This window comes from Polyangium sorediatum, from assembly GCF_029946465.1.
GTDB classification, from domain to species: domain Bacteria; phylum Myxococcota_A; class Polyangia; order Polyangiales; family Polyangiaceae; genus Polyangium; species Polyangium fumosum.
The window spans coordinates 16,569-36,043 of the sequence record NZ_JARZHI010000019.1; the positions used below are offsets into that span (position 1 = coordinate 16,569).

At 68.8% G+C, this 19,475-nt stretch carries 19 protein-coding genes; 9 read left to right on the plus strand and 10 right to left on the minus strand.

What is annotated here, in order from left to right:
- Nucleotides 1-31: 31 nt before the first annotated feature.
- Nucleotides 32-988: a formylglycine-generating enzyme family protein gene (locus QHF89_RS21780; protein WP_284720780.1), complete on the plus strand. Its 957-nt coding sequence runs from the start codon at nucleotides 32-34 to the stop codon at nucleotides 986-988.
- Nucleotides 989-1,380: 392 nt separating this feature from the next.
- On the opposite strand, the gene QHF89_RS21785 is transcribed toward QHF89_RS21780, so the two are convergent.
- From QHF89_RS21785 to QHF89_RS21795, 3 genes are read right to left on the minus strand one after another with little or no spacing between them, the layout of a single operon-like run.
- On the minus strand, nucleotides 1,381-2,259 hold the full coding sequence (locus tag QHF89_RS21785; RefSeq protein WP_284720781.1) for an SGNH/GDSL hydrolase family protein: 879 nt from the start codon (nucleotides 2,257-2,259) through the stop codon (nucleotides 1,381-1,383).
- Nucleotides 2,259-2,804, minus strand: a complete 546-nt coding sequence (locus tag QHF89_RS21790) for a hypothetical protein (RefSeq protein WP_136967958.1) — start codon at nucleotides 2,802-2,804, stop codon at nucleotides 2,259-2,261. The genes QHF89_RS21785 and QHF89_RS21790 overlap by 1 nt, the downstream gene beginning before the upstream one ends.
- Nucleotides 2,801-3,499 (minus strand): hypothetical protein, encoded by a 699-nt coding sequence (locus QHF89_RS21795; protein ID WP_136930647.1) that lies wholly within the window; start codon nucleotides 3,497-3,499, stop codon nucleotides 2,801-2,803. Before QHF89_RS21795 ends, QHF89_RS21790 begins: the two co-directional genes overlap by 4 nt.
- Before the next feature lie 64 nt (nucleotides 3,500-3,563).
- Between QHF89_RS21795 and QHF89_RS21800 the strand changes: the two genes are divergently transcribed.
- The 5 genes from QHF89_RS21800 to QHF89_RS21820 all read left to right on the plus strand — a co-directional run bounded on the left by QHF89_RS21800 (nucleotide 3,564) and on the right by QHF89_RS21820 (nucleotide 7,611).
- A complete protein-coding gene (locus QHF89_RS21800) occupies nucleotides 3,564-4,466 on the plus strand; it encodes a hypothetical protein (RefSeq protein ID WP_136967959.1) in 903 nt (300 codons plus the stop codon).
- A 2-nt stretch (nucleotides 4,467-4,468) separates the two neighbouring features.
- Complete coding sequence (locus QHF89_RS21805) at nucleotides 4,469-5,290, plus strand: ATP-grasp domain-containing protein (RefSeq protein WP_136967960.1); 822 nt, start codon at nucleotides 4,469-4,471, stop codon at nucleotides 5,288-5,290.
- Between the two features lie 71 nt (nucleotides 5,291-5,361).
- Nucleotides 5,362-5,886: a hypothetical protein gene (locus QHF89_RS21810; protein ID WP_136930650.1), complete on the plus strand. Its 525-nt coding sequence runs from the start codon at nucleotides 5,362-5,364 to the stop codon at nucleotides 5,884-5,886.
- A gap of 88 nt (nucleotides 5,887-5,974) precedes the next feature.
- Nucleotides 5,975-7,072 carry a redox-regulated ATPase YchF gene (gene ychF, locus QHF89_RS21815; protein ID WP_136930651.1) on the plus strand — a complete coding sequence of 366 codons (1,098 nt, stop codon included), beginning with the start codon at nucleotides 5,975-5,977 and terminating at the stop codon, nucleotides 7,070-7,072.
- A gap of 230 nt (nucleotides 7,073-7,302) precedes the next feature.
- Nucleotides 7,303-7,611, plus strand: a complete 309-nt coding sequence (locus QHF89_RS21820; RefSeq protein WP_136967961.1) for a helix-turn-helix domain-containing protein — start codon at nucleotides 7,303-7,305, stop codon at nucleotides 7,609-7,611.
- A gap of 275 nt (nucleotides 7,612-7,886) precedes the next feature.
- Here the strand turns inward: QHF89_RS21820 and QHF89_RS21825 are convergent, their stop codons facing one another.
- From QHF89_RS21825 to QHF89_RS21835, 3 genes are read right to left on the minus strand one after another with little or no spacing between them, the layout of a single operon-like run.
- Nucleotides 7,887-8,528, minus strand: a complete 642-nt coding sequence (locus tag QHF89_RS21825; RefSeq protein ID WP_284720782.1) for a hypothetical protein — start codon at nucleotides 8,526-8,528, stop codon at nucleotides 7,887-7,889.
- On the minus strand, nucleotides 8,525-9,415 hold the full coding sequence (locus tag QHF89_RS21830) for a peptidase associated/transthyretin-like domain-containing protein (RefSeq protein WP_284720783.1): 891 nt from the start codon (nucleotides 9,413-9,415) through the stop codon (nucleotides 8,525-8,527). The genes QHF89_RS21825 and QHF89_RS21830 overlap by 4 nt, the downstream gene beginning before the upstream one ends.
- A 32-nt stretch (nucleotides 9,416-9,447) precedes the next feature.
- On the minus strand, nucleotides 9,448-10,389 hold the full coding sequence (locus QHF89_RS21835; protein WP_284720784.1) for an RNA polymerase sigma factor: 942 nt from the start codon (nucleotides 10,387-10,389) through the stop codon (nucleotides 9,448-9,450).
- An 870-nt stretch (nucleotides 10,390-11,259) separates the two neighbouring features.
- Here QHF89_RS21835 and QHF89_RS21840 point away from each other — a divergent pair.
- Nucleotides 11,260-12,045, plus strand: coding sequence for a hypothetical protein (locus tag QHF89_RS21840; RefSeq protein WP_136967965.1), 786 nt, complete (start codon nucleotides 11,260-11,262; stop codon nucleotides 12,043-12,045).
- Nucleotides 12,046-12,212: 167 nt separating this feature from the next.
- Nucleotides 12,213-12,524: a BPTI/Kunitz domain-containing protein gene (locus QHF89_RS21845; RefSeq protein WP_284720785.1), complete on the plus strand. Its 312-nt coding sequence runs from the start codon at nucleotides 12,213-12,215 to the stop codon at nucleotides 12,522-12,524.
- 48 nt (nucleotides 12,525-12,572) lie between these two features.
- On the opposite strand, the gene QHF89_RS21850 is transcribed toward QHF89_RS21845, so the two are convergent.
- Together QHF89_RS21850 and QHF89_RS21855 are read right to left on the minus strand one after the other, a co-directional pair.
- Nucleotides 12,573-14,981 carry a TolB family protein gene (locus QHF89_RS21850; RefSeq protein ID WP_284720786.1) on the minus strand — a complete coding sequence of 803 codons (2,409 nt, stop codon included), beginning with the start codon at nucleotides 14,979-14,981 and terminating at the stop codon, nucleotides 12,573-12,575.
- 243 nt (nucleotides 14,982-15,224) lie between these two features.
- Nucleotides 15,225-15,851, minus strand: a complete 627-nt coding sequence (locus QHF89_RS21855; RefSeq protein WP_136967967.1) for a hypothetical protein — start codon at nucleotides 15,849-15,851, stop codon at nucleotides 15,225-15,227.
- Nucleotides 15,852-16,008: 157 nt separating this feature from the next.
- Here QHF89_RS21855 and QHF89_RS21860 point away from each other — a divergent pair, with 157 nt between their 5' ends.
- Nucleotides 16,009-17,769: a serine/threonine protein kinase gene (locus tag QHF89_RS21860; RefSeq protein WP_136967968.1), complete on the plus strand. Its 1,761-nt coding sequence runs from the start codon at nucleotides 16,009-16,011 to the stop codon at nucleotides 17,767-17,769.
- On the opposite strand, the gene QHF89_RS21865 is transcribed toward QHF89_RS21860, so the two are convergent.
- Nucleotides 17,745-18,515 carry a hypothetical protein gene (locus QHF89_RS21865; RefSeq protein WP_136967969.1) on the minus strand — a complete coding sequence of 257 codons (771 nt, stop codon included), beginning with the start codon at nucleotides 18,513-18,515 and terminating at the stop codon, nucleotides 17,745-17,747. The two genes, QHF89_RS21860 and QHF89_RS21865, sit on opposite strands and share 25 nt — an antisense overlap.
- Complete coding sequence (infC, locus tag QHF89_RS21870; RefSeq protein ID WP_136930661.1) at nucleotides 18,493-19,215, minus strand: translation initiation factor IF-3; 723 nt, start codon at nucleotides 19,213-19,215, stop codon at nucleotides 18,493-18,495. The genes QHF89_RS21865 and infC overlap by 23 nt, the downstream gene beginning before the upstream one ends.
- Nucleotides 19,216-19,475: the final 260 nt, after the last annotated feature.

Consider the following 19,475-nt stretch of genomic DNA (forward strand, 5'->3'; position numbering starts at 1 on the left):
GGCGAAGGACGCGGAGGCGAGAATGATGTCGGTGAGACGATGGACGAACGTTTTGCACGGGGCGCACGCGGGCGCGGTGGCCATGGCCCCGTTCGCGTGGGCGACCGCGTGTCTCTTGGCCTCCGTGAGCGCATGCGGCGGCGCGAGTGAGCCGCCCCCCGCGGGGCCAGCGAACGTGGCGGGAGGCGAGGCAAACCCCGCAGCGCCCACCGCGACGCCCGCGGCCACAGCCGAGCCCGCGCCGAGCGCGGCCGCGACCGCTGCCGCGCCGGAGACGTCGGCGGCCCCCGTCGCGAGCGCAGCACCGCAGCCAACCGCCGCGGCCACGCCGGCGCCGCCGAGCGTGCCGGACACCGGCGGATGCCCGGCCGGAATGGTCCGCATCAAGGGCGGCTCCTTCAAGCTCGCCGCGATCAAGGCCCAGGTGACCGTGAAGGACTATTGCCTCGACGTGAACCTGGCCACGACGGATCAATATGCGGCGTGCGTGCAATCGAAGAAATGCAACGACGGCGCGGTCAAGGTCTGCGATCCCTCGACGTACGGCGCGGAGGGGAAAGGGAACCTGCCGATGATCTGCATCGATTTCCCGCAGGCGACCGACTACTGCAAAGCGCAAAACAAGCGCCTTCCCAGCGGCGAGGAATGGGAGTGGGCGGCGCGCGGCGGCCCGGAAGCATGGACGTACCCCTGGGGGAACGAGCCGCCCGCGGAGCAGCTCTGCTGGTCCGGAAAGACGAAGCGAAACGAACCCTGCCCCATCGGTAGCTTCCCGGCCGGCGCGAACCCGCAAGGGGTGCTGGATCTCGCAGGCAACATCTTTCAATGGACCACGACGGGCAACGACGTCGTGAGCTCGGCCCGCTTCGGGCGCGGCGGGAGCTGGCGCGACAGCGGCGACGAGGTCAAAGCAGGGAAGACGGCCGTGTTCAAGACGACGTATCGCTGCGGCTACCTCGGGGTCCGCTGCGCGATGAGCGCGCCTTGAGGGCGTAGCGCCGGGGCGTTGCGCCGGGGCGTTGCGCCGGGGCGCTGCCCCGGCCCCCGCGGGGGCTGTCCGCCCCTCGACCCGGACCAGGCACGGCCTGGACCGAAGGTGGAAGAACTGCGCAATGCGCAGTTCTTCCAACGGGCCCGTGGCAAGACCACGGAGGTGGGTTTCAAGCCGGCGACGTGTGCGTTGCCAGTTGAACCCGCAGCGCTGCTGCCTTGGTTGGCAAGGTCGTTGAGGGTCTTGACTTGCGGCTGTTCGATGAACTGCGCGGAGCGCAGTTCATCGACCCCGGGTCCAGCGCCTCGCTGGTCCGGGTCCAGGGGCGGACAGCCCCGGTGGGGTCTGGGGCAAAGCCCCAGCTCCGCGCCTCGCAGGGAACCACCCTCTCAAAGCCCCCCATCGCGCTCCTCGCGCGCGAAACGCCTGAGCTCGCCGAGGACCCATCGCGCGGTCTCCTCGGCGCCCACGCAGTCGAAATGTAGACCATCGGGCCGGATGGGCTGGCCGTCGCTGTCGATGCGGCACGCGGGGGTCGGGCAGACGTGCCCCATCAAATCGAGCACGGGCCATCCGCGCGTCCGGGCGGCCCGCTCGAGCATCTCGTTGAAGCAATCGACGCGGGCCGGGACGTCTCCGTGCCGCCAGTCCTTGATGGGATAAGGGACCCGCGTCAGCACGATGCGGCCCGCGTTCGTGCCCATTCCGTCGGCGAGTTCGAAGATGCGCTTCTCGTAGGAGGCTTGCCAGGCCGGCTCGCAGGCTTTCTCGTTGAAGAAGGCGCCGCCCATGACGACGAGCGTCATGTCGGGGTGCAGCTCGGCGGCGTCCCGGACCCAGTGCTCCGAGCAGCTCGTCCCCCGCACGGTCTTGCCCTTCTCGATGCGCGTCTTGGCCTCGAAGATGGAACAATCGCCGACCCCACGAAGGGCGACGAACGTCCCTGCCTCCTCTTGCCGATAGCGGAGTGCCATGCCGAGGAAGTTCGACACCGAGTCGCCGACGACGAGAAGGCGCAGCGTGCCCGGCCGGAGCGCCTCACGGGGCGGGAGCGCGGCCGTCGGCACGGAGAAGGGGGTGGGGTAGGAAAGGGGCGGCGGCGCCGCGACAGGGGCCGGAGCGGGCGGCGGCGGGGCGGGCGTGAGGGGGGCGGGGGCCGGCGGCTGTCGGAGCAGGAAAAACGCCGCCGCGGCGAGCCCGAGCAAGAGCCCGAGCATGAGCCATGGTGTTTCGCGCCTGCGCACCGAAGAGGCTCCCTGCTTCGCCATTACGGGATGTACGACAGCGGCCCTTCTCGTTCGAGCAGGAAATAACTCGGCGTATTCACCCGGGCGAGGCCGAGATCGAGGTACGTCCAGCCGAGCAGGCGCTCCACGCGCCCCTCGTCGAGCGAAACCAGCGGATCGCGCCCCAGGCGAATCGGATCGAAACGAGGGTTTTCGTGGGCCCGGTTGTAATCGATCACCAGGCCGTGCCGCGCGGCCACGGGCATGTCGTAGGCGCGCCCGTCGCCTACCTCGTAAAACCCGAAACATCGCGGTTTGCCCTTCGCGTCGCGCATGGGCTCGCGTGGGCCGTCGAGCCCCGCCTGCTGCATGCGGACGTTCCAGCCGCGCAGCGCGCCCGTCCTCGGATCGCGGTGGAAGGTCTTGCGGAAGGTCAGCCACGTGAGCGCGACGATCGGCGCGGGCAGCCCGAGCGAAACGCCGCGGTACTCGCTGTCGTCGAGCGCGCTCGGATCGATCGGGTGGCCCCGCTCCAGCAGGGAACGAAGCTCGGCGTGCGAGAGCGTGAGGAAGTCTTTCGTCGTCATGCCATCCCCGCTTCGTATTCGTAGGCGCCGAGATCGATTTCGCCGCGCAGGAGCGCCGGGATCGCCTCGTCCCAGGTGGCGGGCATTCGCGCGCACCAGCGCAGGTAACCGGTGAACGAGGTGTCCGGATCGTCGGCCTCGTGCGGCGCGAGGCGCACGCCGTGCGCGAGCGCGTGCTCCACGGCCGCGAGCAGGTTCTCGTGGTAGCCCTCGAACACCACGAGATCCCGTAGCCATTCGGCGCGCGGATCCTCGCCGTTCACCACGCGCCGCACGCGCTCGCCGAGCTCTTCGAGGGCGCCGGGGTGGATGCCGAGCAGCTCGAGGTCGTAGGCGAACTGATTCGCGTCGTGGTGCGCGCCGAGCAGGTGGCGCAAGATGCGCTCGCGCGAGCTCGCGAGGCCGGAGAAATCGAGCGGGGCGATCGCGCGCTCCCGCAGGAGGAACGGGAAGCGGAGCGGGCGGTAGGCGAGCAGGCGCGCGCGGAGCGTGGGGCGGACGTGATGCTCGGTGCACGTGCCGATGGTCTCGGGCCGCGTCGCGAGGCGCACCCACATGCGAATCACGCCGAGCGAGATTTGCACGAGGTTCGGCGCGCGCGGCACGAGGCCGGATTCTTCCACGCGCGCGAGGTTTTCGGCGATGCGCCGCGGGAACAGGAGCAGCGCGCCGGTCCACAACGGGTCGTTTGTCACGAGGGCCTCCCTGGTTGCGTGCTTACCACCTTGACGACGCAGAGGACACCGGTATCGTCGCGCCGTGCGATCGTCCTGGATGCCATCGAGCGGCTGCGCCCTCGTGATGTGCGTGCTCGGGTGTGGGGCTTCTTCGCAGCACGCCGACCCGGCCCCTTCCGCGCCGACGACGTTGTCGAATCGGCCCGATCGTCTGAGCCGCATCGAGGGCGGCGTCCCTGGCGCCACGCTCGAGGACGCGCCGATATGCGCGCGGTTCGACGTGAAGGCGAGCATCGAATCGGGGGCGCGCCACATCCGTTACGAGCTTCGCGTGCGCCGCGCCGCGGGCGGCGACATCGAGTTCCAGGTGTTCCCCCGGGAGATGGATCCGGCGCCCCACGCGGCGTCCCCGGCGTCGTACCCGTCGGAGCTCGCGAAGATCGTCTCGATGCGGGGCACGGCGCGTGAATCGGAAAGCGCGGGGATCCGGGACGTGGTGCTCGTCGCGGAGCCGATGATCACCGAGCTCATGCTGGAGCAGGTCTTCGAAACCGACGCCCCGGACGCGCTCCTGCACCTCGTCGTCCCGGACCTCCCGCGAGCCGGCGAGGGATGGGCGTGGGAGAAGGACGCGCCGAAACAAACGCGCCCGATCTTCATTCAAGGGGAGCGGACGTCGTTGGTCGCGGACAGGCGGCCTGCGCGGACCCTCCAATGGCGTGGTGTCACCCCGGCGCGAAAGGCCGCGGGAATCGAGGTGAAGATCGACTGGACGTCGAGCGCGCCGCAGCAAACGTGGGCCGGGGCCACGCTCGAAGGGTGGGACGACGTCGGCACCGATGAAGGGCGTTATGGGGCGGACGGGTTCGTTGAGGAGCTCCGCACGACGTGGTCTTCGACGATCACCTACGCCGTGGCCGGTCAGCGCAGGGTCGAAAAGGTCAAAGACGAGCGGTCCATCACCCGCATCGGGTCCTGCCTCTGACCGTGCAGCCGCGTTTCCTCTTCCTCACCGGCGAGCCCGCCGCCACGCTCCCGCTCTTGAAAGAGCGGCCCGCCTGGGCCCCCGTGCTCTCCGCGATCACCTTCGACGTGATCGCCGGGCGCCTCCACCGCCGGAGGAGCGCCACCGACGATTTCCGCGGCGTCATTTATTTTGCCGACGTCCGCGACAAGGACGTCGAGCAGCACAACCTGCGTATCCTCGCTGAAAACAACATTCCCTGCTGGCCTGATCCCGCGGCTTTGCAGGACGCTTCCCAGCGTCACGCGGCGCTCGCCCGCTGCGTCGCTGCGGGGCTCGTCGAGCACCCCGTCGTGCAATCGCGGTTCACCCGCGAGCCGCTCCTGCCCTTCCCCTACGTGCTCAAGATTGGCGAGGAGCATCGAGGGGAGGGCAAGCACCTCATCCGGTCGGCGCGGGACATCCCGCCGTGGGACGGAATTGCGACGGCGGAGCCGTTTTTCGACGGGGAATCGGTGCGCGTGCTCCTGCTCGGGGATCACGCGTTCGGCGTGCGAATCCAGAATGAGAGCACCTGGATCAAGAACGCGCCCGGCGCTTCGTTCGAGGTGTGGGCGCCGGACGAGGCCATCGTCGCGCACGCGCGCCGGGCGGCCCGGCTCTTCGGGCTCACGGTCGCCGGCGTCGATTACGTGCTCGATCGCGGTGGCCCCCATTTCATCGAGCTGAATCCATTCCCACGCGTCGGCCTCTCCAGCGAAAGCGCCGCTCTCGCGCGAGAGATATTCCGCGGCGCGATGGACGCCGTCGAAGCCGCGGCGCGTGCGGCCGGACGGATCGGCTGAGACATACAATCGCGCAACGTCCGCTTGCCCTTACTGCATAACGGGCTATGCTCCTGTTTAGGGAGGATGCCATGCAACACGTGCTTTTCGCGTTGTTCGATAATGAGAAAGACGCCGAGACGTGCATGCAGGTCGTGCGCGCATTGCCCGGGCTCTCCGAGGCGTGCACGGTGCTTTTGCACCACGACAAGGTGAATCGGCACGACGTGCCGCTCGCCGAGACGAGCGCGCGGGAAGGCGTCACCACAGGCGCGCTCGTCGGCTCGGCAGCCGGCGGGCTCCTCACCGGGCTCGTGCTCGGGCCGCTCGGCTTCATCGCGGCGGGGCCGCTCGCCGCGGCGCTGTTCGGCATTCTCGGCGGCGGCGCGGCCGGGGCGCTCGGCGGCGGGCTCGTCGGCGCGGGGGAGCCCGATCCGGTGCTCAAGGACGTCGAGCGGGAGGTCAAGGCGGGCAAGGTGCTGCTCTCGGTCGAGGTCGAGAACGCGACCCAGGCCGACGACATCGAGCGGATCTGCCTCGACCACCACGGGCGCATCGCGCGCAAGCCCGTCTTCGGCTTCTGGAGCGACCGGCTGCATCGGCACGACGCGGCCTGAAAAGCCGCTCGCTCGCCGGCTCGGGGGGTGGTGCGTCTGCCTCGGACGTGCTAGGTCGCGCGGCCCTCTTTACCCCCCGAACTGCGCCATGGCCCTGAAAGTCGCGATCGTCGGTCTGCCGAACGTCGGCAAGTCCACCCTCTTCAACGCCCTGACCCAGACGGCGGCCGCGCAGGCTGCCAACTACCCGTTCTGCACCATCGAGCCGAACGTCGGTGACGTGGCCGTGCCCGAGCCGCGGCTCGACAAGCTGGCGGCGCTCGCCAGCTCGAAGGAGATCATCCCGGCCCGCATCAACTTCGTCGACGTGGCGGGCCTCGTGCGCGGCGCGTCCAAGGGCGAGGGCTTGGGCAACCAGTTCCTGGCCAACATCCGCGACTGCGACGCCGTCGCCTTCGTCGCCCGGTGCTTCCAGAACGACGACGTCACGCACGTCGAGGGGCGCGTCGACCCGCTCGCCGATCTCGACATCATCGAGACCGAGCTGATGCTGGCGGACATCGACAGCCTGGAGAAACGCATCCCCAACCTGGAGAAGCGGATCCGCGGCGGAGACAAGGAGGGCGCGAGCACGCTGCGTCTCCTCAAGCTCGCGCTGGAGCAGCTCCACGCGGGCCGGCCTGCGTTCACGGCGAAGGTCGAGCCCGACGATCAGAAGGCGTGGCGCATGCTGCAGCTCCTGACCGCGAAGCCCGCGCTGTACGTGTGCAACGTCGACGAGGCCGCGGCCGCGGCGGGCAACGCCCTGTCGGCGAAGGTGGCCGAGCGCGCGGCGAAGGACGGCGCGAAGTCCGTGGTGATCTCGGCGCAGATCGAGGCGGAGGTCGCCCAGCTCGGCGCCGCCGAGCGCGCGGAGTTCCTGGAGACCCTGGGGCTCACGGAGCCCGGCCTGAATCGCCTCATCCGCGAGGCGTATGCGCTGCTCGGGCTCCAGACGTATTTCACGGTCGGTCCGAAGGAGGCGCGCGCCTGGACGATCCCGATCGGCGCGACCGCGCCGCAGTCCGCGGGCGAGATCCATACGGATTTCGAGAAGGGCTTCATCTGCGCCGAGACCATCGCCTACGACGATTTCGTCAAGTTCGGCGGCGAGGGCGGCGCGGCGCAGGCCGGCAAGATGCGCAAGGAAGGGAAGGCATACGTCGTCAAGGACGGCGACGTGATGCATTTCCATTTCAACGTCTGACCCGAGCCGCACCCAAAGCCGCCGCGCGGCCCGCGCGCGTGGCTGTTCCCCACCTCGTTCGCGCCATGGTGTGACGGGTTCAAAAAACCGGTTCCCACATGCGCGGCGGTTCGCCAACGTTTGTCCCGGGGTTTGTCTTTCCGCAGCGTCCATGGTAGGAGGCTCAGCACCCTTACGCGTGAGCAGGGAGAACGACAGTGCCCCGAAGAACGGAACCCGATGTCTTTTGCATGAAGGTCGGCGGGCGCATTCGTGCGCTACGAAAGGAGCGCGGCATGTCCTTGCAGGACCTCGCCGAGGCTTCGGCGACATCAAAAGGCCATCTGTCGAGCATCGAGCACGGCCTGGCGGCGATCACCATCCAGACCGTCGGGCGGATCGCGCATGCGCTCGGCGTGCCGTCGCTGTGCGTCGTCACCTTTCCGGAGGACGGCGAGCTGGATCGGATCGCGGACCTCGCTCGCAAGCTGGAACAGAAGGAACGCCGGACGCTTCGCAAGGAACTGGAAGTGCGCATGAGGCAGAAGCGCACGACGTGATCTGCCAGTCACGTTCCGGTGCCGCCTTCCTCGTGGGCCGCCAGAACGTCAGCGCTGCCTGAGATCGAGGACCCACGACCGGCAGAAGAGGGCAATGGAGGCGAGAGGTGCTTGCCCAGATACACGCGCCCTCATCGCCCACTTCTGCCGGTCGTCGAGCCCTCGGTCGTGCAGCACGCGTGCCCGCCGGAGGCCCGCGTCTCGCCCTTCACCTGCACTACATGACCGGGGAGGCGATCCGGATCGATGAACGCGAAAAAAAGCGGGCGTAGGTCCTACGCGGGCGGCAGGTCGAACGGCGCGAGGCAGCAGAACGTCACGACCTCTGCAGGGTCTTCCGAGGCCGCGCCCGTCGGCTCTCCGCCCGTCGCGAGGCAGAGGCCGGGCACGTAGGAGAGGTCGGAGATCGCCTTGCTCCCGAGCGCTCCACCAGGTGGCGAAACGTTCACGCACTGATCCACGAACGACGAAATCGCGTTCTTGTGTGCCTCGACCGTGCACGCCGCGTCGCCGTACAAGTGCAACTTGCCTTTGCACCCGCTCCCCACAGGCTCCCCGCCGCACGTGCATGCCGTGCAGCCGCGCGTGTCGACCGGCAACTCCCCGTAGAGATGGATGGGGTTGTAGCGATCGTAGTTCCCAGGGCACTTCTCGTGCTTCCCCCGGAGCGCGACGCACTGGAGAAACGGGGACGGCAGATCGTACATGCATCGGTGCGTGGACGTCTCGCACGTGCCCTCGCGCTCCTTCGCTTCGCAGGCGAGGCCGATCCACTTCCAGTCGGTCGTGGTCGTGAAGCTGGCCGGCTTCGTGAGGGACGGGCAGGACTCACTCGTCGGGCCGGGGAGCGGCGAGGCCCCCACCGACTGCGCGCAAGGCTCGCCGCCGCAGTCCGCTCCCGCCGGCAGGGCGTTCATGCTCGTGCACGAGCCGTCCCAGCCGGCGGGTCCGCCAAAAGGGAGCGCGGAGGCCCCGTCCTCCGCGCACGTGCCGGCGCGGACTTCGATCGTCTCGGGGAGCTTGGTGCATGACCCTTCCGCGTCCGGGCACGTGCACGCGCACGCCGCGGGCGGCGCGTCGAGGAACGCGTAGCGGCGGTACTTTTCGAAAAACTCCACGTCGTCGCCGTAGCCGCCCAGCTTGCGCGCCTCGTCGCAGTTCGCGGGCGCGAGGTCACGCTCTCCGGCGCATACACTGCTGGCTCGGACGGAGGGGGCGCGGGCAGCGGCTTGAGCGTGATCCGCACCGGCCGGTCCTCGCCCTTCAGCGCCGTGAACGTCTCCACGGCTTCCTCGTATCCATCGAGCTTCGCGCGAACCACGTGCTCGCCCGCGCGGACGAAGAACCACGATGCCGTGTGCCCGCCCGTATCCTTCGGCTCCCCGTCGAGCGTCACCTGCGCGCCCGCGTGCGACACGATGAGCTCGATCCAGGATCCTTGCGCGCGCGCCGCCTCGTGCGCCTTGAAGAACCCTTCACGCTCCTTCGGCGTCGTCGACGCGCGGTGAATCGCGTCCAGCAGAAGCTCGGGGGCGAGCTCGGGGCGACCGAGCTGCACGAACAGCACCCCGAGCCGCCCGCCGACGAGCGGATCGGAGCGCACGTCGAGCGCGGCCATGTAGGCCCTCGCCGCCGCGCGGAGATGGCCCGCCGTGCGTTCACCATCTCCGAGGGATGCGAGCGCACGGAAGCGCATGTCCTCCGCGCTCTCTTCGCCCTCCTCCGTGGTGTCGATCGGGGACTCTGCCCATGCGGGCGACACGAATCCGCAAAGGAGAACCGAGACGAGTCCGAGACGGCGCATCCCCGCGAAATAACGCGACCCCATGGCAGCGTCTACCAGGACCAACCCTTCCCACCGACCGGAGAATGCCGTCGCGACGAGGGCTTCACGACGAACGGATCGGGCGATGGCGCGGTCCTCTGCGCAGGCGTCGTCAGCAGCGGCGTCGTCAGCGGCGGTGACGAAAGCAGCGGCGACGAAAGCGGCGGCGACGAAAGCGGCGGCGACGAAAGCGGCGACGGCGTGGGGGCTGTCGCCGAGCCCAACACCTCCGCCGCCTTTGCCACGCCTGCCGCCGACGCCCCGATGACGTGCGCAGCGCCGGTCGCGACGGCAGGCGCCTCCGGCGGCAGGGGCCGGTACAGGGCAAAGAACAGCGACGCGAGGAGCAAATGCCCGAACGGGTACACGTAGTCGACCAGCCTGCGCACGAGGGCACGGCGGCGGAAGAAGGCGAGCGGCACGGCGCCGAGGTACTGCTCCTTCGGACCGAGGGCGCGCTGCATGTTCGTGCGCGCCGCGAGGAGCCTCGATTTGACGGTACCGAGCGGGATGTCGAGCAGCTCGGCCGCCTCCGAGCACGAGCACTCGGCGAGGTCGACGAGGATGAGCACGGCGAGCTGCTCCGGCGAAAGTGTCATCAACGCCGACAAGAGCGCGCGGCGGGCCTCGAAACGAAAGGTTCCCTCTTCCGGGGACGCGTCAGGCGTCGCCGTGCGCTCGGCATCCCCGAGGTCCGGACAGAAGTGCTCGCGCTCGCGCCGTGCACGGCGCTTCTCCTCACTGCGGAGGTTCTTGGCGATGCCGAACAGAAAGGGACACACCCCGTCGGGGTGGGGCGTGTAGTCGGAGAGGGCCGCGAAGGCCCGCAGCATGAGCTCCTGCATCCTGTCGGTCGCGAGGGCGTCCGACCGACGTTGCAGAAGACCTGCCACCTGGGAACGAAGCGCGACCAGCTCGGTCGTGAGCGGAGAGGGGATCGTCGTGCGCGCCATGTTCCCCCTACATGATCGGGCGACGCGTTTGGATCGAAGGAATCGGCCGGTGCCTGGCGGTCCTTGTGCATGCAGCCCGCGAACAGGCGCAAGAGACATCTCGACCCTGACAGATGCAGCAACGGACCACGCGCGGCATCATGCGCAATCGCTCACGTCCTCGCGGAACGGGCATCGACGCCCCGCGCATCCATCCCTCGCCGCGCCGAACGACCTCTGCGTCCGCAGCCGCCCCCTGTTCTGCCGCGGAACATCCTTCCTTTCCGGCGGCCACCCACCCCGATCGCGCCTCACCTGCCTGGGGGCGACGTGGCCGCCCCCAGTTCCGCCTGTGAACCATGGCTCGACGCTCGGACCGTCTCCCGTTCGGCCTCACGCCCCATCCCGAGCACGCCGCGCCGGCCGGCCTCCCGGGCGAAACAATTCCCGGACGCAAATCCCCACCTCTGCTTGTTTCGCGAAACCACGCCCGACTCCCTCCGCAGCCGCCCCTCCTTCCTCCCTCGAACAGGCCTCGCCCGCCTCCCGCCCCTGTTCCGTGCCGAAACCGCCCCCGGCCTGCCGCGCCCTTCGTCGTTCCGCAGCCAAACAACCCCCGTCCCCCGCAACCCGTCCCCGTTCACGGTCCCCTGGATCCGCGACCGCCAAACGCGTGGCCGGTTCGGCGCGCGCCCATGACGAGAGCACGACGGCCGCAGCTCGTCCCGGCGCAGCCGCCGCGCGTGTCGGTCATGCAAAACCCTGTTGCATCATCCGGAACGGCTGAGTACGGTGGCCGAGATGAGTGTTCGTGTTCTCAGTTATCGTATCGCCCTATTCACCCTTCTGCGAGAGCTTCAATACACCCTGGCGCAAGCCCTCCAAGAGCCGTTGGCGGCACCCCATCTGCCGATCTTCCAGGCGCTCCGCGAGGAGTGGAAGATCATTCTTCTCGAAGAAATCGCAATCCTCGACCTCTTGTCGCTCGCGCAAGCCGCGGTCGACAGGGCAGACGGGGGGCTCGACACGTTCGCCGGTCGCGTCTCGCGCACCGTCGACGATCACACGCATGGCAATACACGCAAGCAACTACGGACGGCCCTCTTCAAGAACAAGCCGCTCGGGAAATTCCGGCGGCCCGTGCTCGGCGGGCAGCTCGCGGCCATGGCCGATTGGAGCGATACCCTCATGAAATGCGGCGTGCCGGCGCTCGTCTCCTTCGCGCCCGAGGCCGACACGCTCATCGCTGCGGGTCGAAACGCCGAGGAGCTGCGCAAGAAGGCGCAGGGCAAGAACCGCGATTTCCGCGACATCGGCATGCGCAAGCAGTTCATCGACAAGGTCAATGCAGCCCGCAAGGAGTCCCACGGCGGGCTCGCAAAGCTGCCCTTTCAGGACACCACGCTGCCGCCGGACTTCGCCGACGGCTTCTTCTATAGCGATCCCCCGCGAGAGGAGGAGGAGACGATCGACGAGGTCAAGACGTCGATCGCCGAGCTCCTGGCCCAGCTCGAAGAGCGTCAGGTCCTCCTGAAGAAGCTGGAAGAAGAGGCCGAGGCCGAGGCCAAGGCTGCCGCGGAGCAAGCGGCGCAAGCACAGGCCGCCGAGGACCTGGAGGCGCAGGCGCGCGCGCTGCTCGCGCAAGCCGCGGCGCTCAAGGCAAAGATCAAGAACTGACCACTCCCGCGGAGGCTTCTGCTTCGACCTCCGCCTGTTTCGCCTCTGCTTCTACCTCCCCAAGCGCACGAGGACGCCCCAGCCAGGGGACACCGTGGACGTGCGCATTATATTTCGGCCGAGCGGGCTCGCCGGCATGGCTCCCGCTCGAAATGGAGGGGTGTGCCATGAAGCGTGGACTCGCGTGTGTGTTGGCAGCGATTTCGCTCTTGTTCGTGCTGCCCGCGTCGGCGGCGGAGGACGTGGAGGAAAACACTGATCTCGTGGAGGAGCCGCTATCCGCGCAACCGGCGCGGCGGATCTGCAATCAACCCATCGTGACCGGCCCGTGCCGCGCGGCTTTCCGCCGGTTTGCCTTCAACCCGGCCGTCGGCCGGTGCGTGCGTTTCATTTACGGCGGCTGCCAGGGGAACCAGAACAACTTCCAGTCCCTGCGCGCCTGCCAGCGGGTCTGCTTCCGCGGCCCCTTCCGGCGGTAATCCAAAGGCGCGGGGGTTCTTCCGGACCCCCGCGCCTTCACGCAGGCCTTACTTCGGCCCGTCCAGCGTGCAGAACCCGTTCAAGCAGATGAGCTCGGGGTCGCAGCAATCGGCCGCCGTCGTGCACTTGTCGCCTTCGTTCGAGCACATGCCGTTCGGAGGCGTGTCGCCGCAGACGAGGGCGCCGCTGCCCATCGGATCGGGCGAGCAATAGCCGTTGCAGCATTGATCCCCGGACTCGCAGCCGGCGCCGTCGGCGCGGCAGGGCTCCTGCACCCAGAAGCCACGCGCATTGCCGGCGAGCAGCTCCTGCGCGGGGAGGTAAAACGCCGGGTGGCTCCCGTCCACGCCCGCCGGCGCGTTGAGATCCACGGCCGCGACCCAGAGCTTCTTCGGCGTGATGTTCGTGAAGAGGTTCACGCCGCGCGGATCGCTGCAGAATGGCGGGATCGTGGCGACGTTGCCGTACATGCGGCGGCTCGTGAAGACGACCCAGGCATACCCACCCGACCCGATCGGGTTCACCGTCGGCTCGTAGTTCAGGTTCACGTCGTCGCCGTGGTCCGCATTCATGCCGCCGACCTGCGCGCCGTCACCCGTGCAGGCCATCGCCACGGGCTGCGCGAGCTTCGGCAGGTATACGTTGCCCGCGTCCTTGCCATTGAGCTGGTCGAGCGGAACGGGCGCGGCGCCGTCTTCGCGGACCATCGCGATGTACGCCTTGGCGCCCTTCCTCGTGCGCAGATCCCCGAGGGTGTTGCCGTCGACGCCCGCCGCGATCTGCTGGTGATACACGACAGCCTTGCCGTCCGGGAAAAACGCCGCCCAGCCGGGCCGCGTCTCCGCGGGTTGTCCGGCGTTGTCCACGACGACCAATGGGTTCGAGAAGGCGTTCGTCGCCGGATCGAAATCCATCAAGACGAGCTTCTGCCGCGGGGTCGGGATGGACGCGCTCGTCATCGGATTGAACACGACGCGCTTGCCGTCCGGCGAGAACGAGGGCGTCCCGACGTCCGTGGCGGTCCCTGTGAGCCCCGTGCTCGGCACGATCGCACCGCTCGCGAGCGAGACGAGCGTCGCCCCGGTCGTGAGCGCAAGCGCGCCGTCCGGCGTGATGCCCGGGAACGAGCTTCCATTCGGGAGCGATTTCTCCGTCACCATGTTCGGCGCGATATCGTAGGCCCACCGCGTACCGCCGCCGTTGGCCGTGGCCACGAGGCGCGACCCGTCCGCCGCGACGGAATGGCAGACGCGGCACTCCGCCTCCGAACCGCTCTTGCCCGCCGTGAGCTTGGGCGCCGTGTCGCCGACCTTGATCGAGAGCACCGCGCCGCCGAACATGCCGTCGCCGCCGACGGCGCCGCTCAGGTTTTTCGCGAGTTTCGTCCCATACGAGATGTAATAAATGGCGCCCGAGAGCCGCCCCGGCGCCACGGTCCACGTCTCCGTGATCGGGCCATACGCGACCTCGCCCTTCGCCACCGTGAGGCGCACGATGAGCTGATCGGGCGTGCCGTCGAGCGTCTTTCCGCCCGCCGTATTCGTGGCCATGGCCCAGACGTCCTGCGGGATCGGGTGGCGAAGGAACGGGCGCCCCGTCTGCGCGAGGATCTGCGGCTTGCCGAACGTGCCTTTCCACGAGAACGAGCCGCTCGTGGTGGCGAGATCGATCTTGATGGCGTCGACGTCACCGAGCGTCGATTCCCACTGGAGCAGCGGCGCCGTCATGCCGCGCGGCCAAACGGTGCGATCATACGGATAGAGGAATTTCAGCCCCTCGGCCTGCCCATTGCCGCTCGGCGTGTCGAGCGCGGCGATCACGACAGGATTGTCGACGCCGACGCCGAGGCCCTCGCCGCCGACCCCCCCGACGCCGCCGCCCTCCGTGAGCTGCGGGATCGTCGTGGCGATCTGCCCTTGCTGCGCGGGGTTGTTCGGGTCCGCCCCATTTTGCTGTGATGTGAGCTTGACCAGGAGATTCCGCTCGACGACCTGCCCGTTGAGGCCGGCGCGGACGCGGACGACGCCGCCGGCCGTGCCCTTCGGCGTGAACGTCGCCGTGCTCGCCGGTCCCGCCGGGACGCTGCCGATCTCGCCGCGATCGACGCTCCAGCCCGCGCTGATGGGGTTTCCGTCGAGGTACGAGGTGTACGTGACCGTCGGGGTATTTTGACCCGCAACGACCGTGATTTCTTGCGGCGCGCTCGGCAGGACGTCGAAGCCCTGCGTCTGGGTGCCGCCGCTGCCGCCTACGCCCGACGAGGAGCCGACGAAGATATCGCCGCCGTCCCCGCCGATGCCGCCGTTCCCCCCGCTGTTCGAGCCGCCCGCGCCGCCTGTGCCGCTCGACGTGGTCCCGGGCAACCCGGTGGAGCCTCCGCCCCCGCACGCAGCCGCGAGGACCGCGGTGCCGAGGGCCGATACGAGTACAAATCCAAGGCGAGATCGTTGCAACATAAAGGCAATGCTACAGGGGAGGGGAGCGCGGTCGCAAGGGTGAAGGTCGAGGGCGCGCGCGGCACAGCCTTTGCCAAAGCGCGGCTGTATGGGCCACCAATCCTTCATTCCTTGCCTTCTCGACCATGATCCTCGTGTCAGGGTGCCAGGTCTCGAGGCGTCGGCGAGGAGTTCGTCGGCCACACGCCCGGCGAGCGCGCGCGTCGCTCCGCGCAATCGAATCGGTGCGTCTCGGCTCGGGCCTCAAGGCATGGCAGGGACGACCGCGCAATGCCCCGCCACGCAATCGGCCTTCCATTCCGACGGATGAATCGGAGCGCATTCCGGGCAGCCCATCTGAGGCGCGCAGACGAGATCGTAAATCGATGGGAGGGCGCTCGACGCGACCGCGACGAGGTCAGGCACGCCCCCGGCGCAAGGCTCGCAGCAGTTCATGCCGAACCGCAACGTGCAATCGGCGGCGGTCGTGCATGCGCTGAATGCATGCGCCGCGACGTCGGCCTCGGCGCAGCTCCCAGCCTCGCAATATGCAAAGAGGCCGGGGTTCGGCGCGCCTGCGCAGGCGGGGCAGGCCGAGGGCTCGGGGCAAACGAAGGTGTTGTATTCGTCGACGCGGTCGACGTGCACCGGCTCGACGTCCGCGAGCGTGGGCTCGCTGCACGTGCCGCAGCAGCTATTCTTGACGAGCGTACACTGGCCGGGCCCGGCGCAGGCGCCGAAATTCGGAGCGCCGCCCGCGCCGCCGCTCCCCCCGCCGCCGCCCGCGCCGCCGTTTCCGCCCTCGACCTCGCTTCCGCACGCCATCGGCAGCGCGGCCACGAGGAAGGCCGAAACCAGAACAATTCCCCAATTCGATCGAGGTTGAAGCATGGGGGCCAGCCTACGAACGCGCGCTTGCCCGAGGCAAGGGAGAAGTGCGCGGGGATGTCCTTCCTGGATCCGTCGGGGGCCCCTGTCGTGGTAGGATGCGGGATCCCGGCGCGCGGGCTCGACCGGCGGCCGAGGAGAGGGTAGTCCTCGTTCTGGCATGAAGCAGGGGCATCAGCAGCAGCGGTACCGCGTCCTCGATCGGCTCGCGTCCGGCGGCATGGCCGAGGTGTTCCTCGCGGAGAGCGCGGGGATCGAGGGATTCAAGAAGCGGGTGGCGATCAAGCGCGTCTTGCCCCACCTCTCCGAGAAGAAGCGCTTCATCGCGATGTTCCTCGACGAGGCGCGCCTCTCGGCGAACCTCACGCATTCGAATGTCGCCCAGGTATTCGACATCGGCGTCGGCGATAACGCGTACTTCATCGTGATGGAGTACGTCGACGGCTCGGACCTGAAGGCCGTCATCGAATACATCCGCAAGATGAAGCGGCCCTTCCCGGTGGAGGTCGCCGTCTACATCGCCGAGAAGATCTGCGACGGCCTCGCCTACGCGCACGAGGCGAAAAACCCCGAGGGCCAGCCGCTCCGCATCGTGCACCGCGACGTCTCGCCCGCGAACGTGCTCCTCACGAAATACGGCGAGATCAAGATCGTCGATTTCGGGCTCGCGAAAGCGACGAGCCAGCTCGAGAAGAGCGAGCCCGGCATCGTGAAAGGAAAGTTCGGCTACCTCTCGCCGGAGGTGACCCAAGGGCTCGAAGTCGACGTGCGCACGGATGTGTTCGCGGTGGGGATCATCCTGTGGGAGATCCTCGCGCAAAAGCGGTTGTTTCAGGGCGAAAACGATCTGAAGACCGTGATGCTGGTCCGCGAGGCCGTCGTGCCGCCGCTCGCGCCGCTCAACAAGGACGTGCCGCCGGAGCTCGAGACGATCATCAACCGCGCGCTCGCCCGTGAGCCGGAGAAGCGCTACCAGAGCGCGCGTGATCTCGGCCGCGCCTTGAACGGCTTTTTGTTCAAGCTCGGCAAGCCCGTCGGTGCGCACGACGTCGCCGAGCTCGTGAGCGGGGTCGTGGCGCTGCGGAAAACCACGGCGCAGGAAAAAGACACGACGCTGCACAAGCTGATCGAGGCCGCGCTGCTCGAGTTCAACTCGCTGCAAGACGAGCCGCGGCCAGGCGCGCCGCGGGAGAAGTCGAAGCCCGAGATTGCCGCGCCCCCGCCGCCCGAGGAGCGGCCGCGCGGGCGGGTGTCGCACTTCGAGGACATCGGCAAATGGGCCGAGGAAATGGATCTCGCGCCGCTGAGCAGCGAGGCGCGCTCGGGGCGGTCCGAGCCCGCGCCCGTGAGGAGCGAGCGCGGCCCGGAGAGCAAGCCAGTCCCGAGCAAGCCAGCCGAGGGCAACGTCGCGGAGAACAACGTCGCCGAGAGCAAGGCGGCCGAGAGCCTTCCCACCGAGAGCCTGCCGGCCGAGACGGTCAAGGCGACGCCGCAGGCAAAGGCCGACGAGAGCGCGCCGATCGAGAGCCTACCGGCCGAGACGATCAAGGCGACGCCACAAGCGAAGGCGGACGAGGGCGCGGTCGTCAGCGAGCCGGCCGAGACGGTCAAGGCGACGCCGCAAGCAAAGGCAGAGGAAGGCGACGTCGAGAGCGCGCCGGTCGCGACGAGGACGCCGTCGCCCGCGAAGGTCAAGGACGCCGCGGGCAAAAGCGGCAAGGCCGTGAAGGCGGTCGCGAAGGGGAAGAAGCGCGCGGACGCGAAGCTCAGCCAGGAGAGCACGGCCGCGGTCGCGAAGAAAAAGAGCCTCGTGAAGCCCGCCGAGGCCGCCGGTGGCAGCAACGTGATGTGGCTCTACGTCGCCGCCGCGATCCTGCTGCTCGCGGCCAGCGCGTACTACGGCGGGTTGTTCGGGCCCTGAGCGCGCTTGGCCGGGCCGCGGGTCTTCGGCCGCGTGCGGCCCGGAGCCTGGGCGCCTTGCCGGCGGATCGGCGGGACCTCGACGGCCACGCTGAGCCGCTGCTCGCCGCGCCAGACCTCACCCGTGATCACCTTCGCGTCGTGCCGGAGCGCGCCCGCGACCACGCCGACGACCACGCCGACCGAGGTCGCCGGCGCGCCGCCGATGCGCGTGAGCACATCGCCGTCACGTAGCCCCGCGCCGAAGCCACCGACGCCCTGAAGCGCGAGCCCCGCGGGCCTTGGTCCACGCGCTGGGACGGGCACGCCCGAGGGGACGACGCCGCTCTGCAGCGCCCGCGCAACGATCTCGGCGCGCACATGAATGCCGCCGCGCAGCGCAGGGGATCGCGCGGACGAACCTCTCCGTGCCGGATCGTGTGTCTCGCGCGGCGGCTCGGCGGGCGTTTGCAGTACGTCGAGCCCGGGTACGTGCGGGAGGTCGAGGCCGAGATCGAGGGAGGCGGGGTCGTGCGCGCGGTCGTCGTGTTCATCGGCGTGTCGCCAGGCGAACGCGCGATCGAGAGCATCGGCGAGCTGCGCGCCGAGGGAAGAGGCGCCGCGATCGATGAGCGCGCGTGTGGCGAAAGGGAGGGTTACGAGCGGAAGGACGATCAGGAGCGCGGCGAGCAAGCGAACGAGGTTCGTTCGCTGCTCGCCGCGGACGTGCGAAGAGGAGAGCTGTTCAGCTCTCTTCCTCGTCGTCATCCTCGTCATCGTCCTCTTCTTCGTCGAGCTGCTCCTCGAGCTTGCGGAGCGCCTCGTCCTGCTCGTTGAAGGCCGGCGCGGTGCGGCCCTCCTGGATGGCCTTCTGCCGCGCCTTCTCGGCGGCGGCGCGGGCCTGCGCGACCTTCTGCATGACGGCGGGCTTGGGCGCGATGAGCAGCGTCATCGTGCGTTGCTCCATCGCGGGTCGCACCTCGACGTTCGCGAGCTCCTCGCACTGCTGCACGATCCAGTCGAGCTGTTCCTGCGCCTTCTCCGGGTGCGTGATCTCGCGGCCGCGGAAGCGCACGGTGAACTTGACCTTGTGACCGGCCTCGATGAAGCGGAGCGCCGCGCGCGACTTGAACGCGAGGTCGTGATCGTCCGTCTTCGGGCGGAGTTTGATCTCCTTGATCTCGACCACGCTCTGCTTGCGCTTCGCCTCGCGTGCCTTCTTCTTCTCGTCGTACTTGTACTTGCCGAAGTCGAGGATCTTGCAGACGGGCGGGTCGGCCTTGGGATTGACCTCCACCAGATCGAGGCCTCGCTCCTGGGCGCGCCGCAGGGCCTCGTGGGTCGGCATGATGCCGAGCATCTCGCCCTCTTCCCCGATGACCCGGATCTCCGGAACCCGGATTCGCTGGTTGATTCGGATCTGCGGTCCTCGCTGGGCCTGCCGAGGGTCGAAGCGTCGCATGCTCATGTGTGGTCTCGCTGTCTCCTTGCTTGTGATCTACTGACAATCCGCGGTCGGCCCCGTTCGCCCGTCGGGATGACGGGAGCAGGGCCTCCACAATCTCGCCCGGATGGTCCGCGTTATCAACGGGCGCAAGCTGCCTCCGCGCCCGAAGTCACGCTTGGTGCTCGTTCTCCGCCGGCGGAGGCCGGTCGGGAGGCCGCTCGCGCGGGCTTCCCGAGGACGATGGCCCGGAGACGTTGGGGCGCAGCGGTCCGATGCCTCAC